Genomic DNA, 22,136 nt, shown 5'->3' on the forward strand with positions numbered 1-22,136 from the left:
CGCAGAAGGCTAGCGCCCTCGTCTCCTTGAATGCTCGATCATTTACGCATTGCGGTCTTTTGTGTTTTCTTACATGTAAAGCTTTTGGATTCCTTTGTAACCAATTTATTTCACTTCATTGCCCCTCTTTATTTCAGCACACGCCACCCTTTGATTCTTTACATGTAAAGGTTTTTAGTTCGAAAAAGATTGACATGTAAAGAAAGTTAAAAGGTTAGACCTGACCCCTTAGTTTTACACAAGTTTAGCCTATGATTATGGCACTATAGTGACACTAAATATTTTAAAAGGTACAATAATACAAAAAATTAGGTTTGTATATGACAAATAAAAATTTTAAATTCATGTTTTTTACATATTTTGTAATTTTTGGTATTTTGGTTGCATTTTTTGGTTCTTTTGTTGGTTATAACATGAATCTTATTGATATCAAAAAAAATATTGATAAAGCTTCACAAGAAGTTGGATTAATAAAAAAATTTGATTATTTAAAACCAGATATAGAAAAATTTGATGAAATAGTTAAAGCATTGTCTACTAATACCTCATTGGAAGAGTATATTACATCGCCTGATAAGCAAAAAAGAAATAATTTAACGAATGTTTTTTATGCAATTTCTATGTCAAATAATTTTATTATGCAAGCTCGATTTATTAGTGAAGAAGGAAAAGAAATAATTCGAGTTGATAGAAAAAATAAATATGACAAGCCTTTTATAGTTGAAGAATCAAGTTTACAAGATAAAAGTCAAAGAGATTATTTTCAAATTGTAAGTCATATGAAAGAAGCAAAAATATGGCACTCCCGTATTGATCTTAATATTGAAAATGGGAAAATAGAAGTTCCTTATAAACCAACATTTAGAGTAGCTCAACCTATTATAAAAGATAATAAATTTGTTGGCATGGTTATTGTTAATTTACTTGCATCTGAAATGATTAGTGGCTTAAAAAAATCAACAAGTTTTGATCATTTTATTATTGATAAAGATGGTTATTTTATTACACATCCAAATGATGAATATTCATGGTCACGGTATACAAATTCTAGTATTAGATTGTATGATGAATTCCCATTAGAAGCAGAAAAGATACTTGCAGGGGAAAATAAAGGTGAGACTTTTTATAGTTTTCAGTTAAATGATATATTAGATAATGAAGATAAAGCTATCTTGATTTTAAAACCAAAAATTGCCTATCAGAGTACATTATTTTCATCTAATATCAAAACGAGTATTTTAATAATTTTACTTAGTATTTTAGTTAGTATCCCTTTAGCATTTTTTGCTTCAATTGCTCCATCGAAACTTCAAAAATCTTTGCTTTTAGCAAATCAGGAATTAAGAAAGTTTGCGGATATTATTGACAACTATGTCATTACAGCTACAACAAAAACAAATAGTGTTATTACATCTGTCAGTACAGCGTTTGCAAAAAGATATGGTTATTCAAAAAAAGAATTAATAGGTCAAAAAATGAATATTATCCGTCATTCTGAGACTTCAAATAATTTATATTCAGAGCTTTGGGAAACAATTGAAGCTGGAAAAAACTGGCAAGGTGAATTAAAAAATCTTAGTAAAGATGGAAATACGTATTATTTGGAACAAAACATTATTCCTATGAAAGATGAGAATAATAGAATTATTTCTTATATGGCTATTGGTAATGATATAACAGCTAAGAAAGAAGTTGAGCGCTTATCTGAAATAGATAAACTTACGGGAATTTATAATCGAAGAAAACTTGATGAATACATGGAAAGTGAACTCAATAGAGCAAAACGTTATCATCAACCTTTATCATTTATGATCCTTGATATTGATCATTTTAAAAATATAAATGATACATACGGTCATCCTGTTGGTGATTCTACATTACAGACTTTAGCAAAAATATTAACTGATAATTTACGGAAAAGTGATATTCTTGGACGTTATGGTGGTGAAGAGTTTTTAATTATTTGTCCTGAGACAGATAATAATCAAACAGCTTTACTTGCTGAAAAGTTAAGAGCTTGTGTAGAAAATACTCTCTTTAATGATATTAAAAATATGACTATCAGTATAGGTGTCGCAGAATTTGAAGGTGAAAATACAGTTAAAGAGTTATTTTCACGTGCTGATAAAGCACTTTATCAAGCAAAACATAATGGTCGAAATCGTGTAGTCGTAGGATAATTTTTTTAACAATTATAGTGCTACTATCAATGGTCAAAAGAGACTATTCAAACCATCTAAAAACTTTTGACAAGTTTGAACACAATTACAGTTGAACATAAAAAGGGGTCAGAGCAAAACTTTTAACTTTTAGAGCTTTTCTGACTCTTTTCTCTTGTGATTTACCCTCTTTACCTCTTGGTTGATGCCTTACATGTCAGGCTTATTTTAGCAAACACTCCCTTGTTTTTTGCCCACTTTTTTCCGTTTGGAGTCCATCTGATTTCTTACATGTAAGAAAGTTACCCTCTTAGCTCTCGCCTCTGGCGTTTCACGATATTAATCAATAAATTCCATTGGATTTTTATTCAAGCATGCAAAGCCGAGGTCTTCAAGCTTTCTGCCGTCGATTATACGTTGTGTGGAAGCTACCTTGTCGCTAAAAGAAGGAGGTACGAACCGACATTGCTCACACTGATAGACGTAAAGTTCCTCTTTGGTAGGATGCATGGGCGCGCAGAGATTGAAAATACCTTGAATATCATGCTCCATCGCAAAGATCACCGCCCGAATCACATCGGTTCGATGAACATGATTGACGCGACTCTTTCCGTCCGTCACAAGCGTGTTCGAAACATATTTGCTAGCAATGCGATCGCCGCCCATTAATCCGGCACATCGGAAGATAACATGTACTTTTTTCTGAAGATGCTTTTCTGCTTCAAAATATACGGGATTTGATGCTGAAGTTATCTCACTCTTTTCATCATAAATACCGGAAGCTTTGGGGTAAAGAGAAGTCGAACTCACGAAAAATATTTTTTCAACGTTTAAAAAGGAGGGATGTTCCGAGAGTTTGGTCAGAAATGGGAGAAAATCATTAAATTTGGATGGCGGATAGTTGATAAAAAGATACTCACACGACAGTAATGCATCAAGGTTTTCATACCTATTTTCCGTTAAAACGTAAGACTCAAAACCTAAGTCCCTATGCCTATGCTTGGCTTCTTCATTTCGAGCAGCAAGCTTGATACTATAGCGATCTTTAAGTGTTTGAGCAAGTTCCAAGCCCAACCAACCGGCGCCTAAAATCGAGAGAATTTTCATAGGTTATGACCTTGAAGGCTCTTTCTACGCAAAAGAGCCTTACGTGATAAAAACAGATCAAATAAATGGGGTATACCCAGTATAGGGAAAATTGGTAAACCGTTGATAAATAAACGCTACAAACCATGCTTTGCGTTGAGAAGCAAGAATAGAAAAAAGTTTCTGCTAGGAATTTTTAAGCCTAACTTTCGTCACATTATTTTAACGGCGAAAGTATCAAAAACGTGATTTGGACTACTACGATAACGGATTTTAGAGTATTTGGAAGTGGTGTCAAGAGAGAGACTTGAACTCTCGACCTCCGGCTTATGAGACCAGCGCTCTAACCAGCTGAGCTACCTTGACACCTAATAAAGAGACGCAATTATATAGCTTAGAAACTTATATTTCGGTTAATTTTAAATAGAAAACGACCGTTCAAAAAAAACTAAAAAACATTGAGTATATAAGACTAAAGTTTTAGGGTTTTTTGCTTGACATTTTACGTTGTTTTGTGTAAAATTCTGTCACTCTAAATAAAAGAGTGCTAAAATTTCAGTCAAAAGGACGAAAAACATGACTTTCAAACCACTTGGAAAACGCGTACTTCTCGAAAGAGTCGAAGAAGCTACGACTACAGCGACAGGTATTATCATTCCTGACAATGCCAAAGAAAAACCTCTCAGCGGTATTGTTAGAGCAGTCAGTCCAAAAATTGAAGACAAAGGACTTGTTTCAGTCGGCGATAAAGTCGTCTTCGGAAAATATGCCGGAACGGAATTAACGCTTGATGCAAAGACCTATTTAGTGATGAATATCGACGATATTCTCGGCGTACTCTAATTTATTAATCTACCACACGAACATATTATAAGGAAACACGAATGGCAAAAGAGATTCAATTTGCAGACAGCGCAAGAAATGCCCTTTACGAAGGCGTTAAAAAATTAAACGATGCGGTAAAAGTAACGATGGGACCACGCGGTCGCAACGTCTTGATTCAAAAAAGTTTTGGTGCTCCAAGTATCACTAAAGACGGCGTATCCGTTGCAAAAGAGATTGAGCTTAAAGAGACCGTTGAAAATATGGGTGCGCAACTCGTGAAAGAAGTCGCGTCTAAAACAGCCGATCAAGCGGGTGACGGTACAACAACGGCAACCGTTTTAGCACACGCTATTTTCAAAGAAGGTCTTAGAAACATCACCGCAGGCGCAAACCCCGTTGAAGTTAAACGCGGTATGGACAAAGCGGCCGAAGCGATCATCGCAGAACTTAAAAAAATGGCAAAAGCCGTAAAAGATAAAAAAGAGATCGCACAAGTAGCAACGATTTCCGCTAACTCCGATACCGTTATCGGCGGATTGATCGCTGAAGCGATGGAAAAAGTCGGTAAAGACGGCGTTATCACCGTTGAAGAAGCCAAAGGTATCCAAGACGAACTTGACGTCGTTGAAGGTATGCAATTTGATCGCGGTTACCTCTCTCCGTACTTTGTAACCAACCCTGAAAAAATGCAAACGATTTTAGAGCATCCTTTTATTTTATTGTTCGACAAAAAAATCTCCAACCTCAAAGACCTTCTTCCGGTTCTTGAGCAAGTTCAAAAAACCGGTAAACCGCTTCTTATCATTGCCGAAGACATCGACGGCGAAGCATTGGCAACCCTTGTTGTCAACAAACTCAGAGGCGTTTTAAACATTGCGGCGGTAAAAGCTCCGGGCTTTGGCGATCGAAGAAAAGCAATGCTTGAAGATATCGCGATCATCAGCGGTGGCGAAGTCGTGAGCGAAGAACTCGGTCGTACGTTAGAGAGCGCAACGCTTGCAGACCTCGGTCAAGCCGCTCGCATCGTTATCGACAAAGACAATACAACTATCGTCAACGGTAACGGCGAAAAAGCACGTATCGACGGACGCGTTGCACAAATCAAAGCACAAATCGCAGAAACCAGCAGCGACTACGACAGAGAAAAACTTCAAGAAAGACTTGCCAAACTTAGCGGCGGCGTTGCGGTCATTAAAGTAGGTGCGGCAACCGAAACCGAAATGAAAGAGAAAAAAGATCGCGTGGACGATGCACTTTCCGCAACCAAAGCGGCGGTCGAAGAAGGTATCGTTGTCGGCGGCGGTTCCGCTTTCATCCTTGCGAATGCCAAAGTTTCGCTTTCTCTCAGCGGCGACGAAGCAATCGGTGCCGAGATCGTAACACGAGCACTCAAAGCTCCGCTTCAACAAATTGCCGAAAATGCGGGTTTTGATGCGGGCGTCGTTGCACACAACGTTTTAACAAGCACCAAAGCCAATTACGGCTTTAACGCGGCAAGCGGCGAATACGTCGACATGTTTGAAGCCGGTATCGTCGATCCGGTTAAAGTATCGAGAATCGCCCTTCAAAATGCCGTTTCAGTAGCAAGCCTTCTTTTAACCACGGAAGCTACGATTACCAACATTAAAGAAGAAAAAGCCCCCGCAATGCCGGATATGAGCGGTATGGGAGGCATGGGCGGAATGATGTAATGCATTCTGCCTATGCTTAACATGTAAAGCCGCTTCGGCGGCTTTGCTTTTCATTGTGATTTCATGAAACATTTACTTCTTTTTCTTTTACCCTGCACTTTATTCGCGTTTGAAGCTTTAGTCGATGCTCTTTTAGACGGCAATTTGACCCATAAAATCACCGCCAATTACTATGAAAACGATGAAGAGGAGATCCCCTTTTCGAGTTCTCGAAACCAAAAAGTCTTTTTTCGGTATCAAACTGCACCGCGAGACGGCATCAAACTCGAAATGGCGACGCAATCCTTTGCACAAAAAACCTACGATAACAGTAACGACAATACGATTTACTATACCGAAGCACGCTATCAAAACGCGACGGATTTTTTTCATTACAAATTGAGCGCGAACTACTATGCCGACACGTACCGCCAAAGTTTGTCCGAAAAAAGCGTCGAAACGACCAATGCGTTCGGTATGAAAGCGCAAGTCAATTTAGACGCATTGAGCAGTTACGTTGCCTATTCGCAAGTGATGAACGGTATGCGAAGCGCTTCAAGCGATCTTGAGGGCAAAGACCACCTTTTGCCGACCTCTTCGGTCTTAAGCTCGAACAATTACATGCCCAATACCGAAGCGTATGCCTTCGACGTCAATTACGCTTTGCGAAGTAACGTCGTTTTAGGCTCTCGCTACGTTTTGACGACGCACGAACAAACGATGCTCTCTTACACGGGTGTTTATACCGATTTTAAACTCAATGAACTCTCAAAGGGGCTTAATTTAGGCGTTTCGTATGATAAAACGGGTATCGACAAGCAAAACAATCAGATGAGCATTCAGATCAAAAAATCGTTTTAGTGCCCGCGACCCAAGAGTTCCGAAGCTTCCATAACAACCATAAACGCTTCTTTATCGATGGTTTGAATGAGCTCTTTTAAGCGTGGAATACGCGCGTTTTCGACGACCAAAAAGATCATACGCTTGGATTCGTTCTCAAAAATACCCTCCCCGTGGACGATCGTACCGTTTTTGCCCAGATGTTCGACGATCGCTTCGCACAGTGCTTCGATTTTTGTCGAAACGATATGGACGACTTTTTTTGAAGGTCCGCGCGTTAAAAACATATCGACGCTCTTAGCGGTAATATAAATACTCACCAAACTCCACAACGCCAAATCGATATTTTTAGCGATAAAAGCGATGGAAACGATAATGCACATATCGATGATGAGCATCACCGTCGAGGCTTTGAGCGTCGTTTTTGCCGCAACGATTTTGGCAAGAATGGTCGATCCGCCCGCAGACGCATGACCGCTAAAGATCAAACCCAATCCGATACCGACGGCGATTCCGCCGAAAATCGCCGCTAAAATGACGTCGCGACTTAAGGCTTGAAAACCCAAAGCCGCCATCGTATCGATGCACAAAGAGGTAAATCCGATCGCGACAATGCTACGAAGCGTAAAATGTTTTCCGAAATATTTTGTTCCTAAAAGCAATAAAGGTGCGTTAATCGCGACCATTAAAACGCCGACGGGGAAGTTAAAAAGATAGTGACCCAAAAGTGCCATACCTGAAGTTCCGCCCGTTACCAACGCATTGGGAATAAACAAAGAGACGACGCCGTACGCCAAAAAGAGCGAGCCTAAAACAATATAGCCGTAATTTTTAAGTTCCGATTTCAAAGCAATACCTCACATAAAAAGTGCGGTATTTTAGCGTTCGCACGCTTCAAGTACCATAGTGTCCAACGTCAGCAGTTCGGACATTAGCGCACTAAGCGCATAACATTCGCCCCCAAAGCAGAGTTCATAACCTTGCGTAAAGGGCGAATGCGCTAAACGCAAGGTCTGTAAAGGCGGAATATGAGGCGTATACTGCCAAGCCCCGTTTAGAAAGTGCGCATCAAGAGGCGGCTCCATTCCCGCACCGCTTCCGCGTACGCTTGCGAGAACGACATGTAAGGCATTGTCGTGGATCGTCCATTGTTCTTCCCAACGGATTTTCTCGACCGAATGCATCCACGCAAGGGTAAAGCTATTGACGTACAACGTAATCGAAGCAACCCCCGCGCTAATGCACAAAGCCGTCATTGCGCTTTATAACGTCTCCAAAGATTCCAAACGACAAAAAGCGTTCCCAAAGTAAAACCCATTTCATCCGTGATCGGCAATGCCGCCACCAATAAAACGGCGATACCGGCGGCACAGACACGTTCGATGACCTTTAAGGGCGTCCATAAATAACCAATCGCCGCACATCCCCATAAGAAAATCGCCAAAAGTGCCTTCATGACGACATAAACAACCACCGTCCATGTCGGATCGCCTTGCAACATCAACGAAGGATCGTAGACCGACATAAACGGAACGACAAAACCGGCAATGGCGATTTGCGTCGCTTTAAAGCCGATCTTCATCGCCGAGGCTTTGGCAATCGACGCGGCGGCAAACGCCGCTAACGCAACAGGCGGCGTCAAATCCGCCATAATACCGAAATAAAAAACGAACATATGACTGACGATCAACGGTACGCCGAGTTTTAGAAGTGCCGGTGCGGCAATGGAACTGGTAATAATGTAATTGGGAATCGTGGGAATACCCATCCCCAAAATTAAACATGCGACCATCGTTAACAAGAGCGAAAGGAAAAGGCTCGTTTGACCGACTTCTAAGATAAATCCCGCAAAGTTAGACGCCGCTCCGGTAAGCGTCAATACACCGATAATCACGCCGACGATCGCACATGCGATGCCAACGCCCAAAGCTTGTTTGGCACCGTCTATCAACGCTTTTTTCATCGTTAAAAGCGTCTCTTTCCCGCCTTGCACGAAAAAGTTAAATACCACAAGAACACCGATCACACCTAAAACCGGCACAATGCCCCATTCGATAAACGAAGCCGCACCTAGCCCTAGCGAAAACCAAAAAACGTAGCGAAGTGCCTTTTGGGAAATACGCACCGCAATCGCCGCACCCAAAATCAATACCGCCGTCAACGTTAAGCCCATCATACCCGCGAACATCGGCGTAAAACCGTGAAACAACATGTACACCAACGCCGCCAAAGGAAGTGCCAAATGCCAACTTGCTTTGAGCTCTTTCCACGGATTGGGGCATTGATCGGCGGGAATGCCTAAGAGTTTGAGCCTACCCGCTTCCAAGTGTACCATCCAAAACGCCGTGACGTAGTACAACATCGCAGGAATAATCGCCGCCATCACGATGTCGGCATATGGAACGTTGAGCGTCTCCGCCATAATGAACGCCACCGCACCCATAACCGGAGGCATAATCTGCCCGCCCATCGACGATGTCGCTTCCACCGCACCTGCAAAAACAGAGCTGTAACCGAAACGTTTCATCAACGGTATCGTGAACTGTCCAACGGTTAAAACGTTGGCGACTCCCGAACCCGAGATCGTTCCCATTAAGCCCGAAGAGATAACCGCGACTTTTGCGGGACCGCCTTGCGCGCGCCCGACGAGTCCAAGTGCTAAAGCGTTAAAAAGACGAATCATCCCCGCATGTTCCAAAAACGTTCCGAATAAAATAAACAAAAAGATATACGTTGCAGAAACTAAGGTCGGCGTTCCCAAGATACCGTCGCTTCCGAGATAAAGCTGCCCTACGATTTGGTCAAATCCAAAACCGCGATGCGCAATCGAGAGCGGCAAGTATTGCCCCAAAAAGCCGTACGCCAGAAAAGCGGCACACACAAAAGTCAACGCCCAACCGACTACGCGACGCGCGGCTTCAAAGACCAAAACGGACGCCAACGTCGCTACGATTAGATCGGCATTCGTCGGATCGCCGGATCGCTCGATCAAATCGGCTTCGAAGATCAAGTGGTAAAACCCGACGCCAAATCCGAGTAAAGAGAGCAAAACATCGTACCAAGGGATACTTTGCTCGCTTCGTCCTTTGGCGTTCATCGGATAAAGCATAAAAATTAAAAACATCAAAAAACTGACATGTAAGGCGCGAATCACCAGACTCGAAAAGGGGTGAAACGCCGCAACGCTAATCTGATACGCCGAAAACGCCAGCGCCCCGAACACGACTAAAGACGCCGCCCAACCGACGAGTCGGCGTTGGTGTCCGTGCTCTTCGAAGTCGGATTCTTCCTCACGGTTCTCTTCATGCATTAAAACAGACATTCTCTTTTCCTTATCGTAAATCAAAATAAGAAGGCTCATCAAAGAGCCTTCGATCGTACTTCTTAGAGAAGCCCTTTTTCTTTATAATACTTCAATGCACCCGGATGAATCGGAGCCGGAGGATTTTTGGCGGCATTTTCCAGCGAAATGCCTTTGGCGGCGGCATGTGCGGCAACCATTTGATCCAAGTTTTCAAACATCGTTTTCGTCATCGTGTAGACCGTTTTTTCGGAAACACCCGAATGCGTTACCAAAAAGTTTTGAACGGAAATCGTGCTCACGTCACTGGTTTGCCCCTCATACGTATTGGCGGGAATAATACCGACTTGGTATGCCGGATCGTTGATTTTTTGGACGATTTCGGCGGGAATCGTTAGGAAAACGACCTTTTGAGAGGTTGCCAAATCACGCAGTGCCGCAACGCCCGCACCTGAGGAGAGAAGCGTGACGTCAAGTTGGCGGTTTTTCATCAACTCGACCGACTCGGCATACGAAAGATATTCGACTTTTGAGAAGTCTTCATATTTGATGCCCGCCGCTTCTAAAATCTTTTTAGAGTTGAGTGCCGTTCCCGATTTGGGTGCTCCGACGGAGATACGCTTGCCTTTAATATCCGCAAACGATTTGATTCCCGAATCCGCGGCGGCTACAAAGTGAATGTAATTGGGATACAACGCCGACACGGTGCGAAGTTTGTCCAAAGGTGCTTTAAATCCGGCATCCGCATCGCCTTTGTATGCGTCCGAAAACGAATCGCCCAAAGAGATCGCCACTTCGCCGCGTCCGGCTTGCAATAAATTGAGATTTTCCACGCTTGCTTTGGTCGCTTGAACCGCCGTTTTGGAATCGGGAATCGCTTTAGCGTACATCTGCGAAAGCGCAACGCCCAAAGGATAATAGATACCGCTGGTTCCACCGGTTAACACATTAATAAACTCTGCCGCGGAAAGTGCCGTTGCAAGGCAAACCGCCGCGCTCGTCGCTAAAAGCGTTTTTTTCATCGAGGACTCCTTAGAATAAATGTCGTAGACGTTGACGATACTTCGTACATCTTTAACTTTAATCAAAAAATCCTTGGAAAATCTAAAAACGTTACGCCTTTACCGCTTTACATGTAAAGTGTTTCCGTGCGAAGCATTTTACGTCTAATAGCCAAGCGGCTCTTCAACGAGAATAATCGTCGTTCGCCCCTCTTCGTCTCCGGTGGTATACGTGAATTTTTTACCGATATTGTTGATCGTATAACGCGGTTCTTTGCCCAAGCTAAGTGCTATCGCATTCATACGTTCGATATTTTTTGGGCTAGCGACGTCGCGAATACGCTTAAATCCCGCTTCGACGTTTTCGACGAGTTTATTGATACCGGCGATAATCAACACCTTTTTAGGCCCAAAAATCTGCGCGGCAACACGATTTCCGCTACCGTCGGCATTGACCAAGATGCCGTCTTTGGTAAGTGCGTTCGTGCCGCAAAGGTATAGGTCGGAGAGTAAACCTTGGCGACGGCGGTTGACATTTTCTTCCATGCTAATGCCCGCTTCGTATTGATTAAAAAGCGTCAGGTCTTTACGAGAAGTAACATAATCGTACAATCCGATCTCTTTGACGCTTTGCGAACCTCCAAATCCAATACGCATGTGCGGTTGGATGAAGCTCATCGACGCATGCAACGCCGCTTCTTTGTTGGGTACGACGACCAACTCGAACCCGTGCTTTCGATAAATTTTTTTTAACGCTTCCATAAAAGCTTCCTTGTTTTTATCAAATCATACTCTTATTTTTAAAAAGGTATAATTAGAAAATTGACACTTTATCAAAGAAGGAATATACCCCTATGGGAAGAGCGTTTGAGTACCGAAAAGCCGCAAAATTAAAGCGATGGGGCAATATGTCCCGTATATTTCCGCGTCTGGGTCGTATGATTATGATTGCCGCAAAAGAAGGCGGCGGCGATCCGGATATGAACCCCAAACTCAGAGCCGCGATCTTAAATGCGAAAGCGGAGAATATGCCCAAAGACAATATCGATGCCGCAATTAAACGCGCACTCGGTAAAGATGCGCAAAGCTTGTCGGAAACGACGTACGAGGGTAAAGGACCTCACGGGTCGCTTTTTTTCGTCGAATGTGCAACCGACAATAATACGCGTACCGTCGCTAACATTAAAAGCGCGTTTAAAAAAGCGGGCGGGGAGATGCTCAACAACGGTTCACTGGAATTTATGTTTTCGCGAAAAGCCGTTTTTGAATTTGCCAAAACCGCGACGATGGATTTGGAAGAACTCGAATTAGAACTCATCGATGCGGGTTTGGAAGAGATCGAAGAAGAAGACGGCGTCGTGCTCGTCTATGCGGACTATACGAATTTCGGAAGCTTAAATGCCGCATTTGAGCGTTTGGGTATCGCACTGACCAAAGCGACTTTAGAGCGTATCGCCAACACGCCGATCAATCCTAGCGAGGAGCAAATGCCCGATATTGAAAAAATCATCGAGCGTATCGAAGAAGACGACGACGTTCAAGCCGTCTATACCAATCTGGGCTAATTTTCGAGGGATTTAAAGACCCTCGAAAAACTCGCAAATATCAACATCCAACACTTTAGCAATTTTACAAAGATGCTCAATGTTAAATTTTTTATTTTGAATTCCACATTCTGCCTTTGCATAAAATGCGGCGGAAGTATGTCCAATCGCTAAAGCCATTTCGAGCTGGCTTTTACCTTTCTTTTCGCGCAATTTTCTAATATTGCTACGAATCCTTTCATGGGCGTATTCTATATCGTTCTTGGACATGATTTTATCATCTTTCACAACATTGCTACATGTCAAAGATAAAATTTACGTAAGTTTACTTTGATAGCTCCTTTACCGCAACGTCCTATAGGGCATTGCGTTATTTTCCTTTTCGTCTTACACTGTCACAGTTTTATTTTCTTAATATTTTTCATATTCGTGTGAACATATTGAATCCTTTATAGTATAAGAATTTTATCGTCATTTTTTAAGCATATATTTTAACAAAGATCAATCGTAAAAGGAGTTTGCCTTATGAGTATCGGAAAACAGTTGATAACAATGCTCGGCATTGCTATTTTTGGAATTATCGCCGTCTTTAGCATCGGAATGACAAAGATGGAACAGGTGTACGAAAAGACCAATACATGTAACGTGAACTCCTTACCGAGCGTTTTATTAATGGGAGATATGTCGCAAGATTTTAACGCTATGCGTATTACGATATGGGAGCATATATCGTCGCACGATAAAGGCGAATTAAAAGCGTTAGAAACCAAATTTAAAGAATATAAAACTTCTTTTGACCTCCACTATAAAAAATACAGTGTTTTACTCTCCGACGATAAAGATCGCGAATTTTACAAAAAAGAACAGGAGCTTTTGTTCTCGTTTCTTGCAATGACGGATCAAGTCTTTAAGCTTTCCGACGAAGATAAAAACGATGAAGCCAAAGCGATCGTTTATGTTAATCGTGCATCGACGGCGCAATTGGCTAAACTCTTTGAAGAACATATGGATTATAACCAACACCTCGCCGAAAGCGACGCAAAGATGGCGGTAGAAGCTAAGAACAGCGCCTCGTCGATGATGATAGGACTTTCCCTAATCGTAGCCTTGAGCGTGATTGTCTTAGGCGTGATGATCCGAAATAACGTGATGCAAGGAGTGCATCTGATACGAGATAGTATCAGTGGATTCGTTCAAAAAAAAGAGTTGAAGTTTCGTATCCATTACGGTAAAAAGAATGAGATCCAAGAGATCGTCAATAGCTTTAATACGCTGGTAGATACCTTAGAGCATATTATTGAAGACGTCAAACGCTCTTCTAGCGAAAACGCTTCGGTTTCGCATGAACTCTCCACCACCAGTATGCAAATCGGTAGAAACGCCGAAAACAGTACCGTGATCGTTAACAATACGATTGAAGAGATCGTATCGATTAAAAAATTTGTTCAAGAAACGGCGATCCTCTCCGAATCGATGAAACAAAGTATCGCTCTTGCAGGCAATAAACTCGAAGCCGCCAAAAATGAAGTGATTCAACTGAAAAACGAAGTCGAACTTGCCAGTGAAGCCGAAAGTGCACTTGCCGGACAATTGGAACAGATGAGTAAAGATGCCGAACAGGTCAAAGAGATCTTAACCGTCATCTCCGATATTGCCGATCAAACCAATTTGCTTGCACTCAATGCCGCGATTGAAGCTGCCCGAGCAGGAGAACACGGACGAGGCTTTGCGGTGGTTGCCGATGAAGTCCGTAAACTTGCCGAACGTACCCAATCGTCTTTAACCGAGATTAACGCAACGATTAACGTCATCGTTCAATCCATCGTTAACTCTTCGGATAAGATGAGTAAAAATGCTCAAAACATTCGTCATCTAGCTTCGGTTTCAACCAATGTCGAAAATACCATTATCTCTACGACCTCGGTCATGAACGAAAGCGTAGCATCGGTAAGTGTGAGTGCCGATAATTCTCATAAGATTGCTAAAGATACCGATAAGATCGTTGATCTTGTTACCAATATCAATGCGATTACGAGTGAAAACGCCAGAAGCGTCGAAGAGATCGCCTCTGCGGCGGATCATCTCTCCAAGTTAGCGGAAAATCTCAATGCTAAGCTGGGGCAGTTTCAGTAAGTTTTTAAAAACGACATGTAAAGAGAGAACTCTTTACATGTCACTTCCGTCGATAAGCCAAAAACATTACTTTATGAAAAGAAGTGAGAATGTACCGTAACGTTTTAAGAAGAGCTATTGTGTCGTGGAAAATGAAGCCTTGCTTGCATCAGCCCGCGAGGAACAGGCTATGGTATCGCATAGACCCTTTAACGCATTTAGCCAATCGTATCGCTTTGCACGAAGCCCTTATGCGCATCGAAAGCGCACCCGCACGCCCTCAATACCAAGCTTTGCTGATTTTGGATTTGGACCGTTTTCGAACAATCAATCATACGCAAGGGCATATAACGGGCGATCGTATTTTAATCGAGCTTGCATCGCGATTCCAACATCTTTTGGGCACGCAAGGAGATCTTTACCGTTCAGGCGGCGATGAATTTAGCGTGTTATACGAAACGCCTTTTCACGAAGAATCTCACGCCAAAGACGCCGCACTTTTTTTAGCAAAAAAATTGTCCTATGTCGTTTCTTCTGCCATAACCATCGATCATAAGAGCTTTCGACTGAGTGCGAGTATCGGGATAATCGTCTTTAAAAACCGATCGTATTCTGCCGAGCATCTCTTTCAGTATGCCGATAGCGCACTTTTTCGCGCCAAAGAGGAAGGAAAAAATACGATTCGCTTTTTTCAAAGCGACTTTCAAACGCATTTAGAGAGCAAGGCCGTTTTTTTGGAACAACTGCTTTTTGCCGTGGAAAACGATCAGATGGAGCTTTTTTACCAAACGCAAACAACGCTGACATGTGAGAATGCGCCGCGCATTTACGGTGCGGAAGCCTTGATTCGATGGCACCATCCGCATATCGGAACGGTTGCGCCGAACCGTTTTATTCCTCTTGCCGAAGAGAGCGGACTCATCATTCCTTTAGGGCATTGGATTTTAGAACATGCGATGCGCCAACTCAAGGCGTGGGAAAACGATCCGGACAAACATACGTGGCGACTCTCGATCAATATCAGCACGAAGCAGTTTGAGCATGAGAGTTTTCTCCCTTCCGTGTGCGCTTTGCTCAAACGCATCGCCTGCGATCCTCGTAAAATCTGTTTTGAACTGACCGAAAGTCTTTTGATTCAAGATGCGAAAAAAGCCCTGCGAAAAATCTTCGAACTTAAACGCCTCGGCATCTTGCTTTCGATCGACGATTTCGGTACGGGGTTTTCTTCGCTTTCGTATTTAAGGCGACTCAAAGTAGACGAACTCAAAATCGATAAGAGTTTTGTTCGAAGGATGCTTTCAAGTCCCGTCGATCGAACGATTATCGAGACGATTTTAACCTTAGGCAAACGCTTCAACCTTGCAATCGTCGCGGAAGGAATCGAAACGCAAGCGCAATTCCAAGCGTTAAAGAACTTGGGCTGTCGCTCTTTTCAAGGGTATTTGTTTCACAAACCCTGCTCCATAGCTTCGATTGGCTCGTTTTGATCGTTAAGGGTTTTAAAATTCATCGTGATTTTGTATAATAAACTTCCGACAAAAGACCCTTGCCAAAAGGCGTGCGGTGTTTGGAAGAAGTAAAGAGCTTTACAACACGATTCCTCGAATAAAAGAGATTGACGATGATTGAAAATACGCAAGAGACTCGCAAAACATCGATGCTTATTCTTGAAAGCTCGCTTGTATTTTCAAACGTCCTGCAAAAAAACCTTTGTGCCTTAAACTATCGCGTGACGCTTGCCAAAACGCTCTACCAAGCCGTCGAACTGCTCAGCGTCCAAACGTTCGACGTGATCGTACTCGATCTTCATTTACGCGACGGCGAAGGCGAGATGATCTTGCAAAATCTCTCGATCCTCGATCCGAAACTTAAAATGATCGTCTATTCGATCGATCATGATCCCAACCGCTCACACACATGGGATCGTTACGGTGTTTTAGCCTTTCTTTCCAAGTCCGATCCGATCGCTCACATTGTCCGTAAGATCGACGCACTCGCTCAATCGTGTGACCAAGAGCCCCGTGCGCGTCTTCTTTGGATCGGCGAGCTCGAATCAACGGTTCAACACGTTCGGACACTCTTACATGTAAGAAATTACCGCCTTTTTGTTGCTCAAAGCCAAGAAGAAGCGTTCTCTTTCGCGCCGATCGATCTGATCCTTCTCGAACTCGATGTGTACGATACTGCGAATGTTGAGCGTTTACGCCAAGTGCGCGCCGCTTACGCTGAGCCGCAAACGCCGATTTTTATCGTGACGCAAGCGTACGATTCGGCGTTGCTTCACGCGTTGATCCAAAACGGTGCCAACGAATTTTTCGTCAAACCGCTTTTAGGCGAAATGCTAGGAGAGAGAATCGACTTTTGGCTCGAGAGACAACGCATTCAAAACGTGCAACAACGCGAAGGTCGCTTGCTTCAAGAGTACAAAAACGTGATCGACAAAAGTATGATCGTCTCCAAAACGGACCCGCACGGTATCATTACGTACGTGAACGAGCAGTTTTGCGATATTTCGGGCTATCGTGCCGACGAACTCATCGGACGGTCGCATCGCATCGTTCGTCATCCCGACACGCCCGCATCGGTTTTTCAAGACCTTTGGACAACGATCTTAAGCGGCAACATGTGGAAAGGGATTTTAAAAAATCGTAAAAAAGACGGCTCCGCGTATTGGGTTCATGCGTTTATTTACCCTATTATCACGCGCAAAGGGCAGATCGACGAAGTGATCGCGATTCGCCATGACGTCACCCAACTGCACCTTGTGAAAGAGAGCCTAAGCCGAGCACTCCAACGCTCCGACTCCGATCTTGACGAAGCGTTTCACCTTTCCAAACAATACGAAACCGTCATCGACGAAAGCAATAGTCTCACGCGCGTCGATACCGAAGGAAAAATCTTATTTGTCAATAAACGCTTTTGCGAGCTTTCCGGTTACGCGAAAGAAGAGGTCATCGAGCAGAGTTTTAGTGCTATGTATGCAGACGACATCGATCCGCTCGTCGTCAAGCAGCTATGGGAGACGATCCAATCGGGGCACATTTGGAGAGGCGTTTTAAAAAACAAACGCAAAGACGGCTCGCTTTATTGGGTCAAAGCCACGGTTGTGCCTATCAAAGACAAACAAGGCAAAATCACCGAATTTATGTCCGTCCGTAACGATATTAGCGAGATTATCAAACTTCACGAAGAGATCGAGTCGACGCAACAAGAGATCATCTACCATATGGGCGAAATTGCGGAGAGCCGAAGCCAAGAGACGGGAAACCATGTCCGACGCGTTGCCGAGTATTCACGTCTTTTGGCACTCAAATACGGACTGGACGCACAAGAAGCCAACAAAATCGCCATGGCTTCGCCCATGCACGACATCGGCAAAGTCGGTATCCCCGATGCGATTTTGCATAAACCCGGAAAATTAACGGACGAAGAATGGGAGATTATGAAAACGCACGCCATGCTCGGTTATGCCGTTTTACAACACTCCAAACGTCCTATTTTACAAGCTTCGGCGATTATCGCCAAAGAACACCACGAGAAGTACGACGGCACGGGATACCCCTTAGGACTCAGCGGCGAAACGATTCACCTTTACGCGCGAATCGTTGCGATCGCCGATGTTTTCGACGCGCTCAGTCACGATCGCTGCTATAAAAAAGCCTGGGAAGACGCCGACGTTTTTGCGTTTTTTGAAAAAGAAAGAGGCACGCATTTCGATCCGAACTTGGTCGATATGTTCTTAGCCGCAAAAGAAGAATTTTTAACCATCCGCAACCATTTCAAAGACGCACTCAATCCGTAATATTTACTTTTGGGTTGAAGAGGCAAGCTCTATGCCAAGCCCAGCGAACGTGAGTGCAAATCCTTTTTTCATCCACGACTGTACGCGACGCGACGCAAGGACGTTTTGACGAAAACCGTGCGCCAAAAAGCCGTAAAAAACAAATACGACAAACGTCATGAGCATAAAGACGCAGCTAAGTGCAACCATATCGCCCAGAGGCGAAGCGGTATCGGCACGGATAAATTGCGGTAAAAACGCTAAAAAGAAAATCGTCAATTTCGGATTGAGGATATTGAGCAAAAAGGCTTTCGCGATCAAAGAAAGAGCACTCGTGCGCGTCGCTTGCATATGCGTTTCAAAACCGCTTTGATCTCTCCACGTCAGAATCGCAAGGTAAAAGAGGTACAACACGCCCGCTATTTTCAACGCTTCAAATGCCAGCGCGCTCGTGTGCATAATCGCGGCAAGCCCGAAAATCGTCGCTAAAAGATGCGGAACGATGCCAAGCGTACATCCGAGTGCCGCAAATATTCCGGCACTTCTACCCTGAACCAGTGCCGTCGAAATCGTAAAGATAACGCCCGTTCCGGGAATCAGCACGACAATAAGCGACGTTATGAGAAATTCCAAACCGATCATCCGAGCACTCCTTGAAGTAATGTCGCTATTGTACCATACGCGACATTGAGAAGACTCTCTAGCGTATTTGCATGTAAGCTAAATCACTCGTACCGTTTAAACGCTTGATAAGACTGTCGCGGTACGATGGCGCGATCGAAGATAGCGTTAAAATACGTTCCAAAGTCATGGCAAAATGCGTCGGTTCCAAAAAAGCGCGGTTGGCGTCCAAAATACTGATAGGGCACGCTTCTTGGCTAACGATGCGCACCGCATCTCCCGTACCGATCACTCCCTCTTTTACCACCCGATAATACCAACCACTGAGTCCACTTGTAAAAATTTCATTGGTAAACGCTGTGTGATTCCACCGCCGTGAAATCTTCCAACACGGCTTGCGCGGTTGCGTGACTTGAAGGATAGCCGAGCCGATTTCATAAACATCGCCGAGCATCACGTTTGCTTCTTGAAGTCCGACGATCGTTAGGTTTTCCGACAATGCGCCAAAAGGTAAACGCTCCAATCCCAAAAACGTCGCCCAATGCGCATAGTTTTCGTAGCTGTTCGCAAACACGGCTTTGTCGATGCCACCGTGATGCGCTCTATCGGCAACCTCATCGTCTTCGAAGCCTTCAAAACTTACATGTAAAGGTCTTCTTGCAACCTCTTTAAACGAAGCCGTATGCCACGCTTTGTCTAAAAACTCTTTTGCGTTTTCATCGCCGTACGTTTTAGCACGCCCAACCTGCACCGAAAGCACCTTTGGCATCGCATCTCCTTTTTCGTTGCATTCATTGTAGCATCATCTTTTTTTTTACGCGTTGATGTGCATCAAAAGGGTTTACATGTAAAGATTTTATTTGCTCAATTGCACTTCAAGGCGCATCATAGCAACATGCACCCTACCCTCAGAATCGGGTGGGCAAAGTGTACTATACGCTTCTATCCACGCTTTGACAAACGCCTCTTTTTGCTCACTTGGGACACGGTTGATAAACGGAAACCATGTTGTCTCAAGCCAACCGCGAAACGCTTTGAGCGTGTCATGTACCATATCTTTAGACACTAAATGCGCTTGGTATGTGCTAAAACCTACGCCCTTTAACAATGTTTCATAGGTTTTATCCGAATGAAACGTGTACGGCGACTCAAAGCCTTCAAAATACTCGGCATACGCGGGGAGAATGTGATGAAATGCTTCAAACACTTTTGCGCCATTCCCCGCTCCTCCCATCTGCAAAATCGCTCTGCCCTTTGGTTTGAGGGCTTTAAAAATACCCTGCAAAATAGCGTCATGGTCTTTCGCCCAGTGCAACGCGGCATTGGAGAACACCACGTCAAAACGCTCATTGAAGCTTAGCGCTTGTGCATCCATTTGCATAAAAAGAGGCTTTGAAAATGCTTCTTTGGCATAAGCAATCATCTCATGACTAAAGTCGATACCGACGACTTCACCGTGGGTGAGGCGACTCAACGCATCGGTAATTTTTCCATCGCCGCACCCGATGTCCAAGATGGATTCATCGCCTTTAAGTGCCATCTTTTCGATCAACTCGTTCGCCCAAACCGCTTGTCCTTTTGAATTTGCCGCGTAAACATCGGCGTTCCATTGTCCACTCATGATTTGTCCTTCTTTACATGTAAAGATCTTAAAGCTTGCACATTTGGCGGAAGACTTTAAAAATCTCTTCCGCATTCACTTCGATCCCCTTCTCATCGCACAACTTCTGCACTTCTAGCGCAATTTCGACTTGCATCGATTTGGTCGTCTCAATGCCGTAAAACTCCTTCAGCACATACGCCACGCCTCCTTTACCAGACTGAGAGTTGATGCGCACCACATCGCGGTAATCCCGCTTAATATCTTTGGGGTCGATCACAAGGTACGGGACGTGCCAATAACCATCTAACACCACCTTTTGATACTCCATACCTTTCTTTATAGCGTCTTGATGCGTGCCCGAAAAAGCCGTGTAGATCATAGAGCCTACATAAGGGTGACGGGGAGGAATGGTGCTGTGGGTCAAAGTGATGATCTCCTGCAAAATCGTATCGATGTTGTAGATGTCTAACATCGGGTCAATCCCTTGCGAGTAAAGATTGAACGCCAACGTGACCAAGTCAACATTACCCGCACGCTCGCCATTTCCTAAAAGCGTTCCCTCAACCCTTTGCGCCCCCGCTAAAATAGCCATCTCGGCACTGGCAACCGCACATCCTCTATCGTTGTGCGGATGAACGCTCAATATTACGGAGTCGCGTTCCAACATCTGTTTGCTCATCCACTCGATTCTATCGGCATAGATGTTGGGTGTGCATGCCTCTAAGGTGTTTGGCAAATTGATAACCATCGGTGCGTTTTTGATTGGCATCCACTCGCTGATAACCGCATTCACCACATCGCGTGCAAACTCCAACTCCGTTTGGGAAAAGCTCTCAGGTGAATACTGAAACAACACATCGCCTTTAAAGTTTGCCGCCTCTTCTTTGATGATGCGTGTGCCCTCAACCGCTAAAGCGATGATCTCCGCTTTGCTTTTGTCAAACACAATTTTGCGCTGATTGTCCGCGGTCGGGTTGTAAAGGTGCATCGTTACTTTTTTCGCTCCTCTCATCGCTTCAAAGGTTCTTTTGATGTGTTTTTCGATGGAAGGCATCAAAACCGCAACCCTAACATCTTCAGGGATCAAGTTCTGCTCAATCAACGCTCGACAAAAATCAAAATCGGTCTGCGACGCACTCGGATATGCGATCTCGATCTCTTTAAATCCCATCTCCACCAATTTTTGAAAATACGCCAATTTTTTGGTCGCATTCATGGGTTCTACTAAAGCTTGATTGCCATCTCGAAGATCGGTACTCACCCAAATGGGCGCTCCTGTGATAACGTTACTCGCCCACTCGCGGTGTGCTAAAGGTACCAACGGGTACGGTTTGTATTTTTTAAATGTTTGTGCAGTTTGCATAGAAATATCCTTAAGTATTCAAATGAGCTACAAGCTCATACATGCCAAATCAGGCAGAAAAATCTTGTGTTAAGACAAGAAAAACAACAATGAAAATAGACTTCTTGTAAAACTTGTTTTGCAAGAAGTAAGAGCACCAAAGGTGCGTGGGCACTCTGCCGAAGAGAACCTAGTGTTAACGTAGTCTTTGGAGCTTTGCTTCAAAGACGTGTCAGAAGTTCTTGCTATTT

General features: G+C 43.8%; 19 protein-coding genes and 1 tRNA gene. 8 read left to right on the top strand and 12 right to left on the bottom strand.

All coding sequences use genetic code 11. From position 1 onward, the window contains the following. Positions 1-320 precede the first annotated feature (320 nt). Positions 321-2,180, top strand: coding sequence for a sensor domain-containing diguanylate cyclase (locus tag UCH003_RS09355; protein WP_060826311.1), 1,860 nt, complete (start codon positions 321-323; stop codon positions 2,178-2,180). A gap of 318 nt (positions 2,181-2,498) precedes the next feature. Here the strand turns inward: UCH003_RS09355 and UCH003_RS09360 are convergent, their stop codons facing one another. Further along, positions 2,499-3,266 carry a hypothetical protein gene (locus tag UCH003_RS09360; protein ID WP_060826312.1) on the bottom strand — a complete coding sequence of 256 codons (768 nt, stop codon included), beginning with the start codon at positions 3,264-3,266 and terminating at the stop codon, positions 2,499-2,501. Between the two features lie 268 nt (positions 3,267-3,534). After that, positions 3,535-3,611, bottom strand: a tRNA-Met gene (locus tag UCH003_RS09365). Positions 3,612-3,821: 210 nt separating this feature from the next. Between UCH003_RS09365 and groES the strand changes: the two genes are divergently transcribed. The 3 genes from groES to UCH003_RS09380 all read left to right on the top strand — a co-directional run bounded on the left by groES (position 3,822) and on the right by UCH003_RS09380 (position 6,601). Further along, positions 3,822-4,088 carry a co-chaperone GroES gene (groES, locus tag UCH003_RS09370; protein WP_041963813.1) on the top strand — a complete coding sequence of 89 codons (267 nt, stop codon included), beginning with the start codon at positions 3,822-3,824 and terminating at the stop codon, positions 4,086-4,088. Positions 4,089-4,129: 41 nt separating this feature from the next. Then, a complete protein-coding gene (gene groL, locus UCH003_RS09375) occupies positions 4,130-5,761 on the top strand; it encodes a chaperonin GroEL (RefSeq protein WP_060826313.1) in 1,632 nt (543 codons plus the stop codon). A gap of 63 nt (positions 5,762-5,824) precedes the next feature. Further along, complete coding sequence (locus UCH003_RS09380; protein ID WP_060826314.1) at positions 5,825-6,601, top strand: hypothetical protein; 777 nt, start codon at positions 5,825-5,827, stop codon at positions 6,599-6,601. Here UCH003_RS09380 and UCH003_RS09385 read toward each other — a convergent pair. From UCH003_RS09385 to UCH003_RS09405, 5 genes are all read right to left on the bottom strand, one after another. After that, complete coding sequence (locus tag UCH003_RS09385) at positions 6,598-7,428, bottom strand: YitT family protein (protein ID WP_231964767.1); 831 nt, start codon at positions 7,426-7,428, stop codon at positions 6,598-6,600. The genes UCH003_RS09380 and UCH003_RS09385 overlap by 4 nt on opposite strands. 30 nt (positions 7,429-7,458) lie before the next feature. After that, positions 7,459-7,836: a DUF1850 domain-containing protein gene (locus UCH003_RS09390; RefSeq protein ID WP_060826316.1), complete on the bottom strand. Its 378-nt coding sequence runs from the start codon at positions 7,834-7,836 to the stop codon at positions 7,459-7,461. Continuing rightward, positions 7,833-9,941, bottom strand: a complete 2,109-nt coding sequence (locus UCH003_RS09395; RefSeq protein ID WP_197653509.1) for a TRAP transporter permease — start codon at positions 9,939-9,941, stop codon at positions 7,833-7,835. Before UCH003_RS09395 ends, UCH003_RS09390 begins: the two co-directional genes overlap by 4 nt. A 23-nt stretch (positions 9,942-9,964) precedes the next feature. Beyond that, on the bottom strand, positions 9,965-10,903 hold the full coding sequence (locus UCH003_RS09400; protein WP_039675707.1) for a TAXI family TRAP transporter solute-binding subunit: 939 nt from the start codon (positions 10,901-10,903) through the stop codon (positions 9,965-9,967). A gap of 144 nt (positions 10,904-11,047) precedes the next feature. Further along, positions 11,048-11,644: a lactate utilization protein gene (locus UCH003_RS09405; RefSeq protein WP_060826318.1), complete on the bottom strand. Its 597-nt coding sequence runs from the start codon at positions 11,642-11,644 to the stop codon at positions 11,048-11,050. A 92-nt stretch (positions 11,645-11,736) separates the two neighbouring features. Here UCH003_RS09405 and UCH003_RS09410 point away from each other — a divergent pair, with 92 nt between their 5' ends. Further along, on the top strand, positions 11,737-12,447 hold the full coding sequence (locus tag UCH003_RS09410; protein WP_039675703.1) for a YebC/PmpR family DNA-binding transcriptional regulator: 711 nt from the start codon (positions 11,737-11,739) through the stop codon (positions 12,445-12,447). Positions 12,448-12,459: 12 nt separating this feature from the next. On the opposite strand, the gene UCH003_RS09415 is transcribed toward UCH003_RS09410, so the two are convergent. Beyond that, the gene (locus UCH003_RS09415) at positions 12,460-12,696 is read right to left on the bottom strand and encodes a helix-turn-helix domain-containing protein (RefSeq protein WP_144441006.1); all 237 of its coding nucleotides are present in this window, start codon (positions 12,694-12,696) and stop codon (positions 12,460-12,462) included. Between the two features lie 255 nt (positions 12,697-12,951). Here UCH003_RS09415 and UCH003_RS09420 point away from each other — a divergent pair, with 255 nt between their 5' ends. The 3 genes from UCH003_RS09420 (at position 12,952) to UCH003_RS09430 (ending at position 18,340) form a co-directional block, all read left to right on the top strand. Next, the gene (locus tag UCH003_RS09420) at positions 12,952-14,559 is read left to right on the top strand and encodes a HAMP domain-containing methyl-accepting chemotaxis protein (RefSeq protein WP_060826319.1); all 1,608 of its coding nucleotides are present in this window, start codon (positions 12,952-12,954) and stop codon (positions 14,557-14,559) included. A gap of 89 nt (positions 14,560-14,648) precedes the next feature. Continuing rightward, positions 14,649-16,025, top strand: a complete 1,377-nt coding sequence (locus tag UCH003_RS09425; RefSeq protein ID WP_060826320.1) for a putative bifunctional diguanylate cyclase/phosphodiesterase — start codon at positions 14,649-14,651, stop codon at positions 16,023-16,025. A gap of 134 nt (positions 16,026-16,159) precedes the next feature. Beyond that, positions 16,160-18,340, top strand: a complete 2,181-nt coding sequence (locus UCH003_RS09430) for a PAS domain S-box protein (protein WP_060826321.1) — start codon at positions 16,160-16,162, stop codon at positions 18,338-18,340. Positions 18,341-18,343: 3 nt separating this feature from the next. On the opposite strand, the gene UCH003_RS09435 is transcribed toward UCH003_RS09430, so the two are convergent. The 4 genes from UCH003_RS09435 to UCH003_RS09450 form a co-directional block, all read right to left on the bottom strand. Continuing rightward, on the bottom strand, positions 18,344-18,961 hold the full coding sequence (locus UCH003_RS09435) for a LysE family translocator (protein ID WP_060826322.1): 618 nt from the start codon (positions 18,959-18,961) through the stop codon (positions 18,344-18,346). 58 nt (positions 18,962-19,019) lie between these two features. Next, entirely contained in the window at positions 19,020-19,709 is a 690-nt protein-coding gene (locus tag UCH003_RS09440; RefSeq protein WP_060826323.1) for an MOSC domain-containing protein, read from the bottom strand. An 87-nt stretch (positions 19,710-19,796) separates the two neighbouring features. Beyond that, positions 19,797-20,561, bottom strand: coding sequence for a class I SAM-dependent methyltransferase (locus UCH003_RS09445; protein WP_060826324.1), 765 nt, complete (start codon positions 20,559-20,561; stop codon positions 19,797-19,799). A 28-nt stretch (positions 20,562-20,589) separates the two neighbouring features. Continuing rightward, positions 20,590-21,906, bottom strand: coding sequence for a 2-isopropylmalate synthase (locus UCH003_RS09450; protein WP_060826325.1), 1,317 nt, complete (start codon positions 21,904-21,906; stop codon positions 20,590-20,592). Positions 21,907-22,136 lie beyond the last annotated feature (230 nt).

The organism is Sulfurospirillum cavolei, assembly GCF_001548055.1.
Taxonomy (GTDB): Bacteria; Campylobacterota; Campylobacteria; order Campylobacterales; family Sulfurospirillaceae; genus Sulfurospirillum.